This window comes from Roseibium aquae (assembly GCF_008711285.1).
In the GTDB taxonomy this organism is placed as follows: Bacteria; Pseudomonadota; Alphaproteobacteria; order Rhizobiales; family Stappiaceae; genus Roseibium; species Roseibium aquae.
Genome location: NZ_VXDC01000001.1, coordinates 100283 through 118222 on the forward strand (window position 1 = coordinate 100283; position 17940 = coordinate 118222).

The window sequence follows — 17940 nt, forward strand, 5'->3', positions numbered from 1 at the left end:
ATTGTCACACTGGATAGAAGTGCCTACACAACATAAATCGTTCATAGGGGACTTAGCATGACCGATCTGCCCAGCACCATGACCGCTATCGCCATCTCAGAACCGGGCGGGCCTGAAGTGCTTAAACCGGTGAGCCGCCCGATTCCCGATCTGGGGCAGGGCGAGATCCTGATCCGCGTTCACTCCGCGGGGGTGAACCGCCCAGATATCCTGCAACGTAAGGGCGCCTACCCGCCGCCCAAGGATGCGTCCGATCTGCCCGGACTTGAGGTGGCCGGCACAGTCGTCGCGCTTGGAGAAGGGTGCCAAAGATATCTTGTCGGCGATCAGGTCACAGCACTCACGCCGGGTGGCGGCTATGCCGAATTCTGCAAAACCCCCGAAGATCATGCGCTTCCCGTTCCCATAGGCCTATCCATGGAACAGGCAGCGTCTTTGCCGGAAACCTTTTTCACCGTGTGGAGCAATGTGTTCGACCGGGTCGGATTGAAGGCGGGTGAGCGTTTTCTTGTGCATGGCGGGTCGTCCGGAATTGGCACGACCGCCATTCAATTGGCCAAGGCCTTCGGCGCGGAAGTCTTCTCGACGGTTGGTTCAAGCGAAAAGGCAGAAGCGGTTCAAGCGCTGGGCGCCGATCACGTAATCAACTACAAAACGGAAGACTTCGTCGAGGTGGTCCGTGACACAACGAACGGTGAGGGCGTTCACGTCATTCTGGATATGGTTGGCGGCGACTATGTGATGAAAAACTGGAAGGCCGCGGCCGTGGAGGGGCGGGTGTGCCAGATTGCGACACTCAATGGTCCGTCGCCGGACGTCAATCTTTCGCTCTTGATGGTCAAGCGGCTCATTCATACGGGTTCGACCCTCCGCCCGCGGGACAATGCATTCAAGGCCGCGATCGCGAAGGCTCTGGAGGAAAAGGTCTGGCCGCTTCTGTCGTCGGGCGCCGTCAAGCCCGTGATGGATTCGAGCTTTGATTTGCGGGACGCGGTTTCCGCTCATGAGCGGATGGAGAGCTCTGGCCACATCGGAAAGATCATCCTGACGGTTCGTTGACTGGCGGATCCGGCGGGATTGTTCGAACACGGTTTGCGTTTGCCGGGAGATGCCCTTATATTGCAGCCAATCCCCGATTAACTCGTATTCTGCAATGCTTTTTCGCCTGGCCCGGCGGGGAAGCCTACAAGAGGAATGTAACTGATGGCGAACACGCCGCTGATGCCGAAGGCAACCGCCGTCTGGCTCGTTGACAACACCGCCTTGACGTTTACCCAGATCGCGACCTTCTGCAAACTTCATCCGCTGGAGGTGAAGGCGATCGCCGACGGTGAGGCGGCACAGGGTATCAAGGGACTCGATCCGATCCTCACCGGCCAGCTGAGCCGGGAAGAACTTGAACGCGCCGAGAACAACCCAAATCACACGTTGAAGCTCCAGGGCTCGAAGGTCGTGGTGCCCGAAAGCAAGCGCAAAGGGCCGCGCTACACTCCGGTCTCGCGCCGGCAGGACCGTCCGAATGCCATTCTCTGGCTGGTGCGCAACCATCCGGAACTGAAGGATGCGCAGATTATCCGCCTTGTCGGGACCACAAAGCCGACCATTGCCGCGATACGGGACAGAACCCATTGGAACTCGGCGAACCTCACGCCTTCCGATCCTGTAACGCTTGGGCTGTGCAGTCAGCTTGAACTGGATATGGAAGTCGAAAAAGCGGCCAAGGATGCGCCGTTGCCGTCCCAACCCGAGGTCTCCGAAACCCTCATGTCCGTGGAGGAATCGACGTCGGATGACGCGATTGCGGCAGCCTTCACATTCAATACTTCAAAGCCGAGGGAAGAGCCGGAAGAAGAAGAGTTCGATCCGGATGCGGTCTTTGCCAAATTGAATTCTCTGAAGGGCGAGCGCGGCGGAGACGACAGCGACGACGACAACGATCGGTAGGCATCTTCGGCCTGGCATTTTGGACGAACGGTTGGGCCATGCCTGCCGTTCGTTCCTCTCCAGACTGGTGGCCCTGTGCGAGTGGGCAAAAAGCACCGAAGAACCGCTTTCATCTGGTTCTCAACTCCCGGACGCGGCTGTGTTCAATCCATCCCGTCAATATGTCTCGATCTGCGGCAGGCCATCTGTGATGTCATAGTAGTCTGCCTTGTCCTTGACGAAGATGTGTTTGCTGACCTCGAGATTTGTCGGGGTGTCGAGGCATCCTGCGGCGATGGCGATCCCCTCTTCATCATTCAGCCGGTAAAAGAGGCTGGAGCCGCAGAATTTGCAGAAGCCCCGCTTGGCGAAGCCGGATGACGCGTACCAGCTCAGTCCCGTGTCGGCGGTGAAACGAAGTTTCTCGAAAGGTGCTTTGGTGGATGCCCAAAGGTGGCCACTGGTGCGCCTGCACTGGCTGCAATGGCAGACCGTCACGGTTTCGCGGACGTCTCTCACTTCAAAGCGGACTTGTCCGCACTCACATCCGCCCTTTTGCATGTCCTGTTCCTTGCACAATGAGCCTTGGTGCATTCCCGGTCGGATTGATCGCGAAGCGTTTCAATCCAACCGCGAGTTCCTTTAGCGTTCGGTCAGTTTCAGTTCGATCCGGCGGTTCCGGGCGAGCACCTCTGGGCTGTCGCCTTCCTCCAGTGGCTGGAATTCCCCGAACCCAGCCGCCACGAGGCGATCCGGCGCGACACCTTGATCAATCAGGTAGCGGACAACGGAAATCGCACGGGCCGCGGACAGGTCCCAGTTGTTCCGGAACCGGCCGGTACCGGATAGCGGGCGCGCGTCGGTGTGGCCATCCACCCGCAATACCCAGCTGATTTCATCGGGGATCTGGACGGAGAGTTCGTTGATTGCTGCGGCAAGCTTGTCCAGCTCGTCCTGGCCCGCCGGATTGATCTGATCAGAACCCGAATCGAACAGCACTTCGGACTGGAAAACGAAACGATCGCCAACCACGCGAATATCGGATCGCTGAGAGAGGATTTCCCTCAATCTCCCAAAAAAGTCAGACCGGTATCGCGATAACTCCTGCACCCTCTGCACAAGCGCGGCATTGAGCCTGCGTCCGAGGCTGGCAATCTTGGCCTGACTTTCCGCTTCCTTTGCTTCTGAGGCTTCAAGCGCGGCATTGGCCGCGGCGATCTGACGCCGCAGGGCCGCGATCTGCTGGTTGAGCAACTCAACCTGGGCCAGGGCCCGCTGACTGACCTGTTTCTCTTCATCCAGCAACGACTCAAGCCGGGCTGCCCGTCCACCGGCGGCGTCCGCCTCGCCGGCACGGCTGTCCAGAAGGCCAAGCAGATTGTCCCGCTCGCTTTCCACATCAGACAAGCTGGCCTGGAGGCCGGAGATCGTGTCTTCAAGTTCACGCGCGCCGGCGCGCTCTAGGGCCAGAAGTTCGGTCAATTCACTGATCTGGGCGTTTAACCGGTTGAGAACCGAATCCCTGCCGGACAACTGCTGCGACAGGAAAAACTGCGCAAGCATGAAAATCGACAGCAAAAAGATGATGACAAGGAGCAGCGTGGCCATCGCGTCCACGAAGCCTGGCCAATAATCCGTAGTGGGTGTCCGGCGGCGGGCCCGCAAGCCTCCAGCCATGCCTTACTCCTTCGCGCGATCAAACGCGGCTGCGATTGAGGTCAAGAGCCCCTCGATGCGTTTTTGCTGCTCGCCCTGGCTTTCCGCCCAGTCCCGCATCATCTGTTGTTCGGAACGCACATGCTTGACCAGCCCTTGGATCCCTTCGGCAAGGTTGGCCATGGCTTGCGCCGCATTGCGGCTTCCGCCTTCTTCGACCGACTTTTGCAAGGCGGCGATGGAGGCCTGGATCTGTTCCGTATGAGTCGGTTGCATCGCGAACAGGGCGTTGTCCTCGGGCTCCAGATCGGTCACGGTCGACAGCCAGTCTTCGAGTTCGGTGTAAAACCGGTTCTGGGCCTGTCCGGCCTGAAGGTCCAGAAAGCCGAGGATCAGCGATCCGGTCAGACCGAACAGAGAGGAAGAAAACGCCGTCCCCATGCCCGACAATGGGGCTTCCAGACCGGCTTTCAAATCCTCGAAAATGACGTTGGAGTCACCGGACCCAACATCCAGGGACTGGATCGTTGCGCCAACCGAACTGACGGTTTGCAATAGACCCCAGAATGTTCCCAGAAGGCCAAGAAAAACCAGCAATCCGGTCATGTAGCGGGAGATCTCCCGCGATTCTTCCAGACGCATCCCGATCGATTCGAGAATTGACCGCGCGGTCGCGGGCGTCACTGTCATGTCACCGACCTTGTTGCCCAGGAGCGTTGCCATGGGGGCAAGCAGCCGGGGCGAACGGGTGTCGAGGCCCGGATCACCGAGGCGGAAGTTGTTGACCCATGCAATTTCGGGAAACAGCCGGATGACGCGGCCGAACAACAGCAAAATTCCAAAGGCGGCCACCATGATGATCAGGCCGTTCAGGCCCGGATTGCTCATGAAGGCGGTAGCGATCTGCTGATATAGAATAAAAGCAATAAAGGCGACGATCACCAGGAAGATGATCATGAAGGACAGATATGCCCGCGGACTGGACAGGCTGTAAGGATCGAAGTCGCGTGCCATAATTCGCCATTGTCGCCTATTAACCGTAGCCGATTGATAGCGCGATTTGATTGGCGAAGAAAACCGTTAATCCCGGCCCCGTGCGCCTTAACCACGATTAAGGCGCCGTGCGGGCCAGATTATGCGCGCGGGCGCAGCGGCTGCGCGGGACGGGGATCAGGATGGCGTGGCGTCAGACGTCGGATGCCGCTTTTATGAGGCGCAGCAAATGCTTGTGGGCGTATTCGTTGCCTGCGACGACGTCGCCATTTTCGAGCATCTTGTCCCGGCCTGAAAAGTCGCTGACATAGCCGCCAGCTTCCTTGACCAGCAAGATCCCGGCCGCGATGTCCCACGAATTCAGGTTGTGCTCCCAGTAGCCGTCCATGCGGCCGGCGGCTGTCCAGGCAAGATCCAGCGAGGCGGCGCCGCACCGGCGAATACCGGCAACTTCCGGCATGACATGCCGCAGTTCCTTGAGGGCTCGTCCGTGATCTCCGTGCCCGATGAAAGGCAGGCCCGTGCCCATGACCATTTCTGGAAGTTCCATCCGTCCCGCAACGCGCAAACGGCGGTCGTTCAGAAAGGCGCCCCGACCGCGTTCGGCCGTGTAGAGCTCGTCCATAACCGGATTGTAGACAACCGCGGCAACAATCTGTCCCGCACGTTCCAGCGCGATCGATGTGGCGAAGATCGGTATCCCATGGAGGAAGTTGGTGGTGCCATCGAGCGGGTCGATATGCCAGCGGTGTTGTCCGTCCGTCCCTTCGACCTCGCCGCTTTCTTCCATTACCAGACCATAGGTTGGCCGCGCCTTGGTAAGTTCGGCGCGAAGGATCTCTTCCGCCTTGCGGTCGGCTGCCGAAACGAAATCACCAGGCCCCTTGCGGGAGACCTGAAGGTTTTCCACTTCGCCGAAGTCGCGCACAAGAACCCGGCCTGCCTTGGTGGCAGCCTGGACCATGACGTTCAGTATCGCGGTGCGAGCCATTTGCTATACCGTCTTTTTGGGTGGCCCGGGATCCGGGCCAAACCGGAAAAATGGGGATCAGTCGGCGCGCTTCACGTATTCAAGCGAACCGGTGTCGACGATAATACGCTCGCCCGCCGTGATGAACGGCGGAACCATGACGCGGACCCCGTTCTCCATGATGGCCGGCTTGTAGGAGGAAGACTGGGTCTGGCCCTTGACGACGGCATCGGCCTCGCGGATTTCGAGCGTGACATACTGGGGCAGGGTGATGCCGATCGGGCGCTCGTCATGAAGTTCCACAGTCACCATCATGCCATCTTGAAGGAAGGCCGCCCGGTCACCGACGAAATCGGCCTGAAGCTCCAACTGCTCATAGGTCTCGGTATCCATGAAGATCAGCATTTCTTCTTGGGTGTACAGGTACTGGAAGTCTTTCTGCTCCAGACGGACCCGTTCCACCTTGTCCTCGGACCGGAAACGCTCATTGAGCTTGCGGCCATCCAGCAGGTTTTTCATTTCCACCTGGGCAAAGGCGCCGCCTTTGCCCGGTTTCACGTGTTCGACCTTTACGACCGCCCACAGGGTATCCTGATGCTGAAGGACATTGCCCGGCTTTATTTCGTTTCCGTTGATTTTCATGGAGCAACCGATTTCACATTGAGTAGGGATCTGTCAGCGCGACAGGTGGATAGGAACAGGCGCGCTGTGAGGTTGGCGTCTGTCCATCACACTTACGCGCACGTTTCAAGGAAAAAACACGGTAAACGCGCGGGATGAAGCATTCTACCGGGCGGTCACGGTGTGGGCCTGTTCAGATCATCGGTGGGCGCCATGATTGTTGCGGTGTAGCGCTCGGCCTGTTTGCGGGCGTCTGCGAGCTGTGTTTCCGGCAGGCTTGAGACAAAACTGTCGAGCATCATGTCGGGAACGCCCGCCGCGCGTGCCACATAATGCCATGCCGCGGCATTGACCGGATCGTATTCCATTCCCCTCCCATTGGCATAAAGCCTGGCGAGCCGGTTCATGGCCACGGGATTTCCCTTTGTGGCGGCCCGCTCGAACCAAGCGGCGGCTTCCGCCTCGTTCGGATCGACGCCCCGGCCCTGAAACCGCAGGATGCCGTAATAGACTTGCGCCGACGTATGCCCACGGCGGGCGGCCCGTCCGAGCCAGAACGCGCCTTGGCCGGCATCCGGCTCTCCGCTCAAGCCTTCGAGATAGGACAGGCCAAGGGTATACTGGGCTTCTGGATCGTTGCCATGAGCCGCTTTCTCAAGGAGTTCGCGGGCTTTCGCTTCGTCATACGGTCGGCCTTCACCGGACTGGTACAGGATGGCAAGATTGTATTGGGCATTGGCAAGGCCGGCATTTGCGGCGATTTCGAAGTAATCCGCTGCTTTCGATTTGTCCTGCTCCACACCTTGGCCGAGGAGGAAGAATTGGGCGAGGCGCACGGCGGCGTCGGAATTTCCCTGAGCGGCGGCAAGCGAGTACCAGTCCGCGGCCTTGCTGTAGTCCTGCTTGATGCCCTGTCCGGTTTCGTGGAGAACGCCGACGAGCGTTTGCGCGGCGGGATCGCCCGATTCCGCGAGCGGCGTCGCAAGCGCCAAGGCGTTCAGATATAGCCCGCGTTGATAGGAGCCGTAAGCGATGTCCGCCGTAAGCTGACCATCGGGATCGATTTGAGGCGGGCCAATCTCGAAGGCGTTGATAAGCCGCCGGGGTTGATCCGGAGCGCCGGTTTCAGCGTCCGGACCGGGCAAGATGTCTGCCGGGGAGGGCGTTCCGATTGACGGCAAGTCTTGTTGCGTTTCGACGGGGGACGGATCCGCCTGGTCCTGGGCGGAGGCCGCAGTACAAAGCACTGCCATAAGCAGCGCGGCCCCCAGCCCGGATCGCTTGCGCGGGGTAGACCTATTCAGATCTGGCGCCGCCGAAAGGGGTGCGTCCGTCATCGACTTAGTCGCCATCGTCAAACGGGTATTGCTCCAGTATCGTGTTTGCCTCGCGTACCGCTGCCGCGGGACCGTCGGCATGCTGCCAGATCGCGTCCTTCAAAGCCACGAAATCCGCACCTGTTTTTGCCGCTTCTTCCGCGGAGGCCGTGATATTTCCGGCGAGGGCGACACAGGGCGTTTGGAACAATTCAGCCCACCAGCCGGCTCTCTGGATCGTTTTTGGATGTGCCTCTTCCCGTTCGTCGAGGTCAAGCCGGCCATAAAACAGGTAGTCAATACCGGTTTCTGCCCACTCCATATCCTCATGCTTGAGCTTGGTTCCGCCCGCTCCAACGATCCGGTCAGGCTTGAAGCTTTCGACGGCCAGTTTGAGGTCTTCCAGTGAGGTATCGATATGAACCCCGTCGGCGCCCGAGCGCCCGGCCGCCTGGGTGTCTCCGTACACGATCGCGGCGCCGCCGCCCTTCTGGATGATGGGCACCAGCTGTTCGGCGGCCTTTTGGCGGTCTCTGGACAAGGCGTCCGGCATGTAGATCAGCACGCAAGCAACATCGCCGCCGGACAATGCGGCTTCAAGCTGCGTTCCAAAGGGGACCGGATCAAAGGCCGGGGGCGTGATGAGGAAGAGGCGTGGCCGGTTCACGGAGGATCTCTTGAATAACGGTGCAAGGAAAAGTGTGATCCTTGTCCCTAAAGACGGCAAAAGAGGGACGCAAGGTCCCTCTCCCACTACAAGGCTTCTTTTTGGGTCCCGGGGCTGAAAGATGACCCCCTATCCAATCTTCGGATCAAGGCTGCCATCCTTGTAGCGGCTGGCCATCTCGGCAAGTGTAGCAACACGGGTAATTTTCGAAGCCTTTCCCGCCGTATTGAATGCTTCCAGCCGCTCGGCACACAGCTTCTGCATGGCGTCGCGCGCAGGCTTCAGATACTTGCGGGGGTCGAACTCGCCAGGGTTTTCCGCCAGGATTTTTCTGATCTGCCCGGTCATCGCCATGCGATTGTCCGTATCGATATTGATCTTGCGGACGCCGTTCTTGATGCCGCGCTGGATTTCCTCAACGGGGACACCCCATGTCTGAGGCATTTTCCCGCCATACTGGTTGATGATGTCCTGCAGATCTTGCGGCACGGATGAGGAGCCATGCATGACAAGATGGGTGTCGGGCAGCCGGCGGTGGATTTCCTCGATCACATGCATGGCCAGAATGTCGCCGTCGGGCTGGCGGGTGAACTTGTAGGCCCCGTGACTGGTCCCCATGGCGATGGCAAGAGCATCCACCTTGGTTTCCTGCACGAATTTCACCGCTTCATCCGGGTCGGTCAGAAGCTGGTCATGGCTCAGCTTGCCCTCCGCGCCATGGCCGTCTTCCTTGTCGCCCATGCCGGTTTCAAGAGACCCGAGCACGCCAAGCTCGCCTTCGACCGAAATGCCGCCGAGGTGAGCCATGTCAGTGACGGTCTTGCTCACGCCGACATTGTAGTCCCATCCGGCGGGGGTCTTGCCGTCAGCTTCGAGTGAGCCGTCCATCATTACGGAGGTGAAGCCGGCCTGAATGGCGGTCATGCAGGTGGCCGGCTCGTTGCCATGGTCCAAATGCACGCAAACCGGGATATGCGGATAGATTTCCGCTACCGCGTCCATCATGTGCTTCAGCATGATGTCATGGGCATAGGACCGTGCACCGCGGGAGGCCTGGATGATCACCGGAGAATCGGTCTGATCCGCTGCCGCCATGATGGCCAGCGCCTGCTCCATGTTGTTGATGTTGAACGCAGGTACCCCATAGTCATGCTCAGCGGCGTGGTCGAGCAACTGGCGAAGCGTGATCCGAGCCATTCATATCTCCCGTTTGTCGGTGTCATCGGTCCCGTCCGTTTGACCGCTATCGGGTGACACCTTTCTGGCACTGCATAGTACCCCGACGTTCTAGCAAAGCCCGCCATATTTGGAAGACGGCGGGTGGCGCTTAAATCAATTAAATTCCGGAGCCCGGCGGGTTTTCGTGCCGCGGTATTAATTCGTGTTCCGAAATTAATGTCAGGGCAGGGGCGGGCGTTCAGAGGCCGGTGAGCTGATATCCACAAAGGTGCCTGCAGGGTCTTTCAGGATCATCCGCCGCTGGCCATAAGGCATGTCTGTTGGAGGCTCGACAATCTCATATCCGCGCTGCAAAGCAGCGGCGTGCACCGTGTCGCAATCGGCTACGACAAATGTGACCAAGATGCCGGACGGGATGCCGCTGGCACCGTCCGGAACGACGTTATGGGAACGGTCAAGAACGCCATACTCGAGATCCGGCCGATCCGGATGCGTCAGGATGATGAACCAATCGGAGTTGAAATGCCGGGTCATCCCCAGGAGGGTCTCGTAGAAGGCGGCTGCATGCTCGACATTTTCGGCCAAGATGCTGGTAAAACAGCGTTGCATTCGAACCGCCTCCCGTTATTTGGGTCTTAACTCTCCAAGGCCTTCACGCCGGGGAGTTCTTTGCCTTCAAGCCATTCGAGAAAGGCCCCTCCAGCAGTCGAGACATAGGAAAAAGCCTCGGCCACTCCCGCATGGTTCAACGCTGCCACCGTATCTCCGCCGCCGGCGACCGAGTTGAGCTTGCCGGCTTTTGTCCGTTTGGCGGCATGTTGGGCGGCCGCAACGGTCGCCGCGTCGAATGGCTCGATCTCGAAGGCCCCGAGGGGACCGTTCCAGACAAGCGTTTTCGCCTTGTCAATCGCGTCCCGGATCATGTTGATTGTCGCCTCGCCCGCATCCAGGATCATGCCATCGGTGGGAATTGCATCGACCGGCATGCGCCGGTGCTCCGCCCCAGCCTTGAACTCGCGGGCTACCACGGCATCGACCGGCAGGATGATATCGCACTCGCCCAGCTTTGCCGCATTCATGATCTTTTGCGCGGTGTCGGCGAGGTCGTGTTCGCAAAGCGATTTGCCAACGTCCAGACCATTGGCGGCCAGAAAAGTGTTGGCCATTCCCCCGCCAATCACCAGCATGTCCACCTTGGCCACCAGGTTTTCAAGCAAATCGATCTTCGATGACACCTTCGCGCCGCCGACGACGGCGAGAACTGGCCGCTCCGGTGCCCCGAGGGCGGACTGCAACGCCTCCAACTCTGCCTGCATGGTCCGGCCCGCAAAGGAGGGAAGCAAACGTGCTATGCCCTCGGTCGATCCATGGGCGCGGTGCGCTGCGGAAAAGGCATCATTTATATAGAGGTCGCCATTTTGTGCGAGCGCTTTGGTGAACTCGGGATCGTTCTTTTCCTCACCGGAGTGGAACCGGGTGTTCTCTAAAAGGAGAATGTCGCCATCCGCCATGGAGGCAATCGCCTCCGCGACTGCATCGCCAATGCAGTCGGGGGCGAAGCCAACCGGTTTGCCAAGCAACTCAGCGACGGCGGGAGCGACAGGGCCGAGCGACATGTCCGGAACTGCCTGGCCCTTGGGGCGCCCGAAATGCGCCAGCAAGATCACCTTGGCGCCCTTGCCCGAGAGTTCCCGCAAGGTCGGCAGGACCCGTTCGATGCGGGTTGTGTCCGTGACCTTGCCACCATCCATGGGCACATTGAGGTCAACCCGGACCAGAGCCCTTTTGCCGGCAGCCTCGGTGAGATCGTCGAGTGTCTTGTATGTCATGATCTATCCTGCGTTCACGGTGTCAGGGACGGGAGGAGTTTGTGGTCGCGGCAAGGCCGATGCCGAACAAGGTCAGCAAAATCCCAAAGGACCGTTCCATCCACAGCTTGATCTTCATGAACCCGAGACGCACCACGGGCAACGTGAAGAATATCGTCACGAGCACAAACCAGAGAAACACGCCACCCGCCATAATCGCGCCATAGCCGATCTTGGTCCAGACCGCCGTCTCGGGTGACGTGACCTGTAGGAACACGCTGAGGGCGAACATGGTGGCCTTCGGATTCGTCACGTTGGTCAGGAAGCCCCAGCGCAACGCCTTCATCGGGTGCATGCCAGTCGTGTGCGTATCGACAGGCCCGGCAGGCGAGGCGGACCGGAACATCGTCACCCCGAGGAAGATCAGATAGGCCGCGCCAATCAGCTTCAGCGCGTTGAACAGAAGGATCGACTGGGACACGATCAGGCCGATGCCGGCAATCGCGTAGGTGACATGAACCGCAAGCGCCAGCGCGATGCCAAGCGCGGTCATGATGCCTGCGAGACGTCCACCGACCAGCGCATTGCGCAGGACAACCGCGAAATCCGGACCGGGGACAATCGCAACCACGACAGTCAGTGAAATGACGGCAAAGAGTTCAAGCATGGTGGGGCTTTCGTGAAAAAGGCGGAAGCGTTTGCGCGCTCCCGCCGACGTTTGATTAACTTGCCATTTCCAAGGCGTCATCCAGGTTAGATCAGCTTTGCCATCGCCACCGCCGTATCGGCCATGCGGTTGGAGAAGCCCCATTCATTGTCGTACCAGGTCAGGATCCGGACGAAGGTGCCGTCCATGACTTTCGTTTGATCCATGTGGAAGACCGAGGAATGCGGGTCATGGTTGAAGTCCATGGACACCAGCTGCTCCTCTGTGTAGCCGAGAATGCCCTTCAACGGGCCGTCGGCGGCTTCCTTGATCGCGGCATTGACTTCCTCGGCGGTCGTTTCCCGGCTTGCTATGAAGTTGAGATCAACGACGGACACGTTCGGGGTGGGAACCCGGATCGCGACACCGTCCAGTTTGCCGTTCAACTCGGGCAGAACCAGCCCAACAGCCTTGGCGGCTCCGGTGGAGGTCGGGATCATGGACATGGCGGCGGCACGGGCCCGGTAGAGATCCTTGTGCATGGTGTCCAGCGTGGGCTGGTCGCCGGTGTAGGAATGGATGGTGGTCATGAAGCCTTTTTCGATGCCGAGCTTTTCGTTCAGCACATAGGCGACCGGCGCCAGGCAATTGGTGGTGCAGGACGCGTTCGAGACAACCAGATCCTCTTTGGTCAGACTGTTGTGATTCACACCATAGACGATCGTTTTGTCGGCACCTGTCGCGGGGGCCGATACCAGAACGCGCTTGGCGCCCGCGTCGAGGTGGGCGGTCGCCTTTTCCTTAGCGGTGAAGATGCCGGTGCACTCCATGGCGATATCAACGCCGAGTTCGCCCCACGGCAGGTCTTTCGGGTCACGGATCGCGGTCACTTTGATCGGCTTGCCGCCGCCGACGGAAATCGTGTCGCCGGAAACGGTAACCTCGGCCGGGAAACGCCCATGGACGGAATCGTAGCGCAGCAGATGCGCGTTCGTCTCCACCGGTCCCAGATCGTTGATGCCGACAATCTCGATATCGGTGCGGCCGGATTCAACGATCCCGCGCAGAACATTCCGCCCGATCCGGCCGAAGCCGTTGATTGCTACCTTCGTTACCATAGTCCACTCCCGCTCTCGGTGCGCCTCGAGCACACCCGTTTATTCCCGCTCCGGCAAGCGGTCCCATGCCGGTCTTGTGAATAGGCCAGGTTTCAAAAAGTCCTGGCATGTTTCTGGCTGGATCAGCCCGAAATTCTGGATTTGGCTGCTGCTACAACAGCGTCGCTGGTGATTCCGAAGTGCTCGTAAAGGCTTTTGTACGGACCGCTTGCCCCGAAACCGGACATGCCGATAAAGGCGCCGCCCGTGCCGATAAAGCGGTCCCAGCCCATGCGGATACCTGCTTCAACCGCGATCTTGACCGGACTGTTGCCCACGACAGCATCCTGGTAGTCGTCCGATTGCTGCTCGAACAGTTCGAAGCACGGGACGGACACAACGCGGGTCGCGATGCCCTCTTCCGTCAGTTTCGCGTGGGCCGCAGTTGCGATTTCCACTTCCGATCCGGAGGCGAAGATTGTGACTTGGGCTTCGTCATCGCTATCGATGAGAACATAAGCGCCGCGGGCACACAGGTTTTTGTCTTCGTATGTCTTGCGCTGGGAGGCGAGATTCTGCCGGGTCAAGGCGAGGATCGATGGCGTCTCCTTCGCCTCCAGGGCGAGCTGCCAGCATTCCAGGGTCTCTGTGATGTCCGCCGGGCGGAAGAAGTTAAGTCCGGGAATGGCCCGCAGCGCGGCATAATGTTCCACGGGCTGGTGGGTCGGCCCGTCTTCGCCAAGACCAATGGAATCGTGGGTCATCACATGAATGACGCGCTGTTTCATCAAGGCCGCGAGGCGGATTGCCGGACGGCAATAGTCGGAAAAGACAAGGAAGCCGCCGGAATAGGGGATCAATCCACCGTGCAGCGCCATGCCGTTCATGGCCGCAGCCATCCCATGTTCCCGTACGCCCCAATGAATGTAGCGGCCGGAGAAGTCATCCGGCGTGACAGGGGCCGTCTGTTCTGTCTTCGTGTTGTTTGACCCGGTCAGGTCGGCCGACCCGCCAATGGTTTCAGGAACCACGCCATTGATCACTGACAGAACGGCTTCTGAGGCCTTTCGTGTCGCCATGGTCGGTTGATCATCCGCAAGCTGCTTCTTGTAGGCTTGCAGGGCTTCGTGCAGATCTGCGGGCAGATCGCCGCGCAACCGGCGCTCGAACTCGGCTCGGGTGTCCGCGTCCTTGTTGGCGAAGCGTTTTTCCCAGTCCTTGCGAGCGTGGGCCGATTTCAATCCGGCAATCCGCCAGGCGTCCAGAATATCGCTTGGAACGTCGAACGCATCATGGGGCCAGTTGAGCGCTTCGCGCGCGCCCTTGATCTCGTCGGCGCCAAGCGGTGCGCCATGAACCTTGGCCGTGCCAGCCTTTGTCGGAGCGCCGAAGCCAATCGTGGTCTTGGCCGCGATCAGAGTCGGTCGGTCGCTGGCCTGAGCCTGCCTGATCGCCGTCTCGATTGCGGACGGGTCATGGCCGTCAATCGACAGTGTGTTCCAGCCCGAAGCTGCAAATCGAGCCACCTGATCGGTGCTGTCCGTGAGGCTGACGGCACCGTCGATGGAGATCCCGTTGTCGTCCCAGATGACGATCAGCTTGTTCAGCTTGAGATGTCCGGCCAGCGAAAGCGCTTCCTGGCTGATGCCCTCCATCAGGCAGCCATCACCCGCGAGTACATATGTGTAATGATCAACCAGGTCGCTTCCGAATCGGGTCTCGAGCAGGCGCTCGGCGATGGCCATGCCAACGGCGTTGGCCAGCCCCTGGCCAAGCGGACCTGTCGTGGTCTCGATGCCCGCGCCATGCCCGTATTCGGGATGCCCAGCGGTTAGTGCGCCGATCTGACGAAAGTTCTTCAACTGGTCGAGCGTGAAATCCTCATAGCCGAGCAAGTACAGAAGGCTGTATTGCAGCATTGAACCATGACCGGCTGAGAGCACGAAGCGGTCACGATCCGCCCAGTTGGGAGCGGTCGGGTCGAATTTCAGGAACTGCGTGAACAGAACCGTGGCGATATCGGCAGCGCCCATGGGCAGGCCAGGGTGACCGGAATTGGCTTGCTCGACGGCATCGACAGAGAGAAAGCGGATCGCATTCGCCATGCGCTGATGTTTTTCAAGATCGGTCATCGTCGTCCTGTTTGTTGGCGGCGGCCTCGCCACAACTGATCTGTCAGCCCGATGCTTGAATCTCGGTGCGGAAGGGGCACAGCACCCGGACCCGTCGGAAACCCAGCCAGCATCGGCCGAAAAGGCGCCCGACACATATCAGGAACGTTCCGCAAGTCAACAAAGGCGCCCGGGTTGCGATGAACGACGCGCGGCCGCGCTTTGTTCGGCTTTGTCACGTTTCCATTGACGCGAATAATAGTCAGCTTCTAGTGTTTGGAGCGGGTGTCTTGGCGAGTGTTGCCAAAGCATCAATCGGTTGGCGTTCAATCTTGTCATCTCACTTAATGTTGAGGAAATTTGCGAGCCCGATCCCCCGTAATCTGGAATTGGGATTATATGCACGAAGATCGCCGGAAAAGGCCGGCCTGGGAAAACAGGGACAATGGCACAAACCGATACGACTCCCGTCCTCTCGCTTGAAGCTGCTTTTGAACGTCTAGAGCGCGCGGTCGGCGGCCTGGAGAGCGCGGTGCAAAGACGTGTCGATGCCGATCGGTCCCTGAACTCTCTGGAAGACGATATCCAACGACTGGGGCAGGACCGCGCGGAACTGGCCGAGACCCTCGACCGGGCGCAAGCCCGGGCAGAACGGTTGGAAGAAGCCAATAGAGATGTATCCCGCCGGCTGGTGACGGCCATGGAATCCATCCGCTTCGTCCTCGAAGAACGGGGCAGCTAACTGGCGATGGCGCAGATCACGGTTACGATCAATGGCAAGACATTCCGGATGGCTTGCGATGATGGCGAGGAAGAGCGCTTGATGGGTCTGGCCCGGCGGTTCGATGGCTGGATTTCAGAGCTCAAAGGCGCTTTCGGGGAAATCGGGGATCAGCGGCTTACCGTCATGGCCGGGATCATGGCCACCGATCAGCTCTCCGAGGCTGAGCGCAAACTTGATGAATTGACAGCAGAATTGACGGCACTGCGGCATGCGCAAGAAACCGCTGCATCGAGCCGGGCCGCCAGCGAAGGGGAAATTGTCCGACTGATCGATCGGACCGCCTCTCGGCTCGAGGTTTTGAGCGAAAGCCTGAGCAAAACTCTCAAGACACAGTAGGCTGTTGGCGCCCCAATTTCGATTGGTTGGTGTTTGCACCCCATCTGCGCGCACATGGGGTGGCGTTTTATCAGCCTGGGCCTTATATCTGGTAGGCGGCTGCGCGGCCCGTGAGGAAACATTTCCCCGGGGCCTTACGCTTTCTCGCGGGAGCTGTCCCTGCTTCGGACCGTGGTCTGTCGCACACGGCGCCCACCTACTTTGTAGGTTCCCGGGATCGCACATTCCCACGGTCGGGCGGCTGCACCTCATCTGCAATCCGGCGTGGAGTTTTCCGATGGGTGTTGTCCAAGTCCCGAAAGTGACGGACAAAAAAGCGTCTTTGCGGAAAATGGCTCTCAAGCGCAGGATGGCCTTGGATCCAACCTATCGGATCGAGGTTGCATTGAGTGTTGCCGAGTATGCGGGGGATCTTGATCTCCCGGACGGCGCGATCGTGGCCGGGTACTGGCCAATTCGGGATGAATTGGACCCCCGTCCTCTTCTGGCGCGCTTGCGCGAGCGCGGACACCTTCTTTGTTTGCCAGTCGTTGCCGAACCGCACCTTGTGTTCCGGGCTTTTGACCGGGAGAGCGATTTCGAACCTGCGGGATTCGGAACCATGGCGCCTGGTGCCGCGGCGGAGGAGCTTCGCCCCGATGTGCTCTTGATGCCGTTGTCGGCCTTCGATGGCGTCGGGAACCGTATTGGTTACGGCAAGGGGCACTACGATACAGTGATTGCCGCCCTGGAAGGGACTGGTCCCGTTGTGTGTATCGGGCTTGCATTCGACACGCAAAAGGTGGACACCGTGCCCGCGGAGCCCCACGATAAACGTCTTTCAGGCATACTGACCGAAAGTGGATTTCAAAGGTTCGCACAACCGCCCGGCGCAGCGTCCGGGTAGGGACGGTTCTAAAAACTTATCGGGCAAGGACGATGCGGCTACTGTTTTTGGGGGATCTTGTCGGCCGATCCGGCCGCACCGCCGTCATTGGACAATTGCCGGGTTTGGTCGAGCAATACCGTCTGGATTTCGTGGTGGTGAATGGCGAAAATTCCGCTTCCGGTTTCGGCATCACGGAGGCCATTCTTCAAGATGTGGTCGATGCCGGGGCCGATGTTGTCACAACGGGCAACCACGTTTGGGACCAGCGCGATACGCTGGTTTATATCGAGCGGCAGGATCGTCTGCTCCGGCCGGTCAACTTTCCCTCTGGAACACCGGGGCGCGGCGCGAACCTCTTCACCGCACGAAACGGCGCGCAGGTTCTGGTCGCCAACGTGATGGGCCGGGTTTTCATGGAGTCCCTTGATGATCCGTTTGCTGCGATCGATAACGTGGTCAACGACTGTCCGCTCGGTCAGGTCGCGGACGCGATCCTGATCGACGTTCATGCTGAAGCAACCAGCGAAAAGCAGGCTCTGGGCCATTTTCTCGACGGCCGCGTGAGCGTGGTCGTGGGAACTCACACCCACGTTCCCACAGCCGACCATCAGATCCTGCCCGGCGGTACGGCCTATCAGTCGGATGCGGGCATGTGCGGCGATTACGACAGCGTGCTCGGCATGGAGAAGGACGAGCCCGTCCAGCGCTTCCAGCGCAAGATCCCCGGCGGCCGCTTTACTCCGGCCTTGGGTGAAAGCACGATTTGTGGCCTTGCTGTTGAAACAGACGACCGGACCGGGTTGGCCACCCAAGTTGCCCCGTTGCGCATCGGCGGCCGGCTGGACCAGGTTGTTCCCCATTTTTGGAGCTGACGGGGGATGCCGTGATCTGCCCGATCCGGCGAAACTCCTGAGCCGTCAATGCTGGATTTCAGCTTCGCCTTTGCATATAAGCGTCGCGATCCT

At 59.6% G+C, this 17940-nt stretch carries 19 protein-coding genes and 1 other RNA gene; 7 read left to right on the forward strand and 13 right to left on the reverse strand.

The window, feature by feature from the left end:
* The first annotated feature begins 57 nt into the window (after positions 1-57).
* The gene (locus F0184_RS00445; RefSeq protein WP_150493341.1) at positions 58-1059 is read left to right on the forward strand and encodes an NAD(P)H-quinone oxidoreductase; all 1002 of its coding nucleotides are present in this window, start codon (positions 58-60) and stop codon (positions 1057-1059) included.
* 144 nt (positions 1060-1203) lie between these two features.
* A complete protein-coding gene (locus tag F0184_RS00450; protein ID WP_150493343.1) occupies positions 1204-1944 on the forward strand; it encodes a DUF1013 domain-containing protein in 741 nt (246 codons plus the stop codon).
* 156 nt (positions 1945-2100) lie between these two features.
* Here the strand turns inward: F0184_RS00450 and F0184_RS00455 are convergent, their stop codons facing one another.
* From F0184_RS00455 to tkt, 13 genes are all read right to left on the reverse strand, one after another.
* A complete protein-coding gene (locus F0184_RS00455; RefSeq protein ID WP_150493345.1) occupies positions 2101-2484 on the reverse strand; it encodes a GFA family protein in 384 nt (127 codons plus the stop codon).
* An 81-nt stretch (positions 2485-2565) separates the two neighbouring features.
* The gene (locus tag F0184_RS00460) at positions 2566-3600 is read right to left on the reverse strand and encodes a peptidoglycan -binding protein (protein ID WP_150493347.1); all 1035 of its coding nucleotides are present in this window, start codon (positions 3598-3600) and stop codon (positions 2566-2568) included.
* Positions 3601-3603: 3 nt separating this feature from the next.
* The gene (locus F0184_RS00465; RefSeq protein ID WP_150493349.1) at positions 3604-4593 is read right to left on the reverse strand and encodes a flagellar motor protein MotA; all 990 of its coding nucleotides are present in this window, start codon (positions 4591-4593) and stop codon (positions 3604-3606) included.
* Between the two features lie 172 nt (positions 4594-4765).
* Positions 4766-5563, reverse strand: a complete 798-nt coding sequence (locus F0184_RS00470) for an inositol monophosphatase family protein (RefSeq protein ID WP_150493351.1) — start codon at positions 5561-5563, stop codon at positions 4766-4768.
* Between the two features lie 57 nt (positions 5564-5620).
* Positions 5621-6184 carry an elongation factor P gene (gene efp / locus F0184_RS00475; protein WP_150493353.1) on the reverse strand — a complete coding sequence of 188 codons (564 nt, stop codon included), beginning with the start codon at positions 6182-6184 and terminating at the stop codon, positions 5621-5623.
* Between the two features lie 155 nt (positions 6185-6339).
* Entirely contained in the window at positions 6340-7416 is a 1077-nt protein-coding gene (locus tag F0184_RS00480) for a tetratricopeptide repeat protein (protein WP_150493355.1), read from the reverse strand.
* An 88-nt stretch (positions 7417-7504) separates the two neighbouring features.
* Entirely contained in the window at positions 7505-8146 is a 642-nt protein-coding gene (locus F0184_RS00485; protein ID WP_150493357.1) for a thiamine phosphate synthase, read from the reverse strand.
* Positions 8147-8275: 129 nt separating this feature from the next.
* The gene (gene fba, locus F0184_RS00490) at positions 8276-9343 is read right to left on the reverse strand and encodes a class II fructose-bisphosphate aldolase (RefSeq protein WP_150493359.1); all 1068 of its coding nucleotides are present in this window, start codon (positions 9341-9343) and stop codon (positions 8276-8278) included.
* A 201-nt stretch (positions 9344-9544) separates the two neighbouring features.
* Entirely contained in the window at positions 9545-9934 is a 390-nt protein-coding gene (locus F0184_RS00495) for a VOC family protein (RefSeq protein ID WP_150493361.1), read from the reverse strand.
* 26 nt (positions 9935-9960) lie between these two features.
* The gene (locus tag F0184_RS00500) at positions 9961-11157 is read right to left on the reverse strand and encodes a phosphoglycerate kinase (protein WP_208998291.1); all 1197 of its coding nucleotides are present in this window, start codon (positions 11155-11157) and stop codon (positions 9961-9963) included.
* A gap of 19 nt (positions 11158-11176) precedes the next feature.
* The gene (locus F0184_RS00505) at positions 11177-11800 is read right to left on the reverse strand and encodes a LysE family transporter (protein ID WP_150493365.1); all 624 of its coding nucleotides are present in this window, start codon (positions 11798-11800) and stop codon (positions 11177-11179) included.
* An 86-nt stretch (positions 11801-11886) separates the two neighbouring features.
* The gene (gap, locus tag F0184_RS00510) at positions 11887-12897 is read right to left on the reverse strand and encodes a type I glyceraldehyde-3-phosphate dehydrogenase (protein ID WP_150493367.1); all 1011 of its coding nucleotides are present in this window, start codon (positions 12895-12897) and stop codon (positions 11887-11889) included.
* Positions 12898-13019: 122 nt separating this feature from the next.
* A complete protein-coding gene (gene tkt / locus F0184_RS00515) occupies positions 13020-15008 on the reverse strand; it encodes a transketolase (protein WP_150493369.1) in 1989 nt (662 codons plus the stop codon).
* 424 nt (positions 15009-15432) lie between these two features.
* Between tkt and F0184_RS00520 the strand changes: the two genes are divergently transcribed.
* The 5 genes from F0184_RS00520 (at position 15433) to F0184_RS00535 (ending at position 17847) form a co-directional block, all read left to right on the forward strand.
* Entirely contained in the window at positions 15433-15729 is a 297-nt protein-coding gene (locus F0184_RS00520) for a DUF4164 domain-containing protein (RefSeq protein WP_150493371.1), read from the forward strand.
* A 6-nt stretch (positions 15730-15735) separates the two neighbouring features.
* Positions 15736-16107 carry a cell division protein ZapA gene (locus tag F0184_RS00525; RefSeq protein ID WP_150493373.1) on the forward strand — a complete coding sequence of 124 codons (372 nt, stop codon included), beginning with the start codon at positions 15736-15738 and terminating at the stop codon, positions 16105-16107.
* Between the two features lie 93 nt (positions 16108-16200).
* Positions 16201-16355: non-coding RNA, 6S RNA (gene ssrS, locus F0184_RS21095), on the forward strand.
* A 29-nt stretch (positions 16356-16384) separates the two neighbouring features.
* Positions 16385-16993, forward strand: coding sequence for a 5-formyltetrahydrofolate cyclo-ligase (locus F0184_RS00530; RefSeq protein ID WP_150493375.1), 609 nt, complete (start codon positions 16385-16387; stop codon positions 16991-16993).
* Between the two features lie 32 nt (positions 16994-17025).
* Positions 17026-17847, forward strand: coding sequence for a TIGR00282 family metallophosphoesterase (locus F0184_RS00535; protein ID WP_150493377.1), 822 nt, complete (start codon positions 17026-17028; stop codon positions 17845-17847).
* Positions 17848-17940 lie beyond the last annotated feature (93 nt).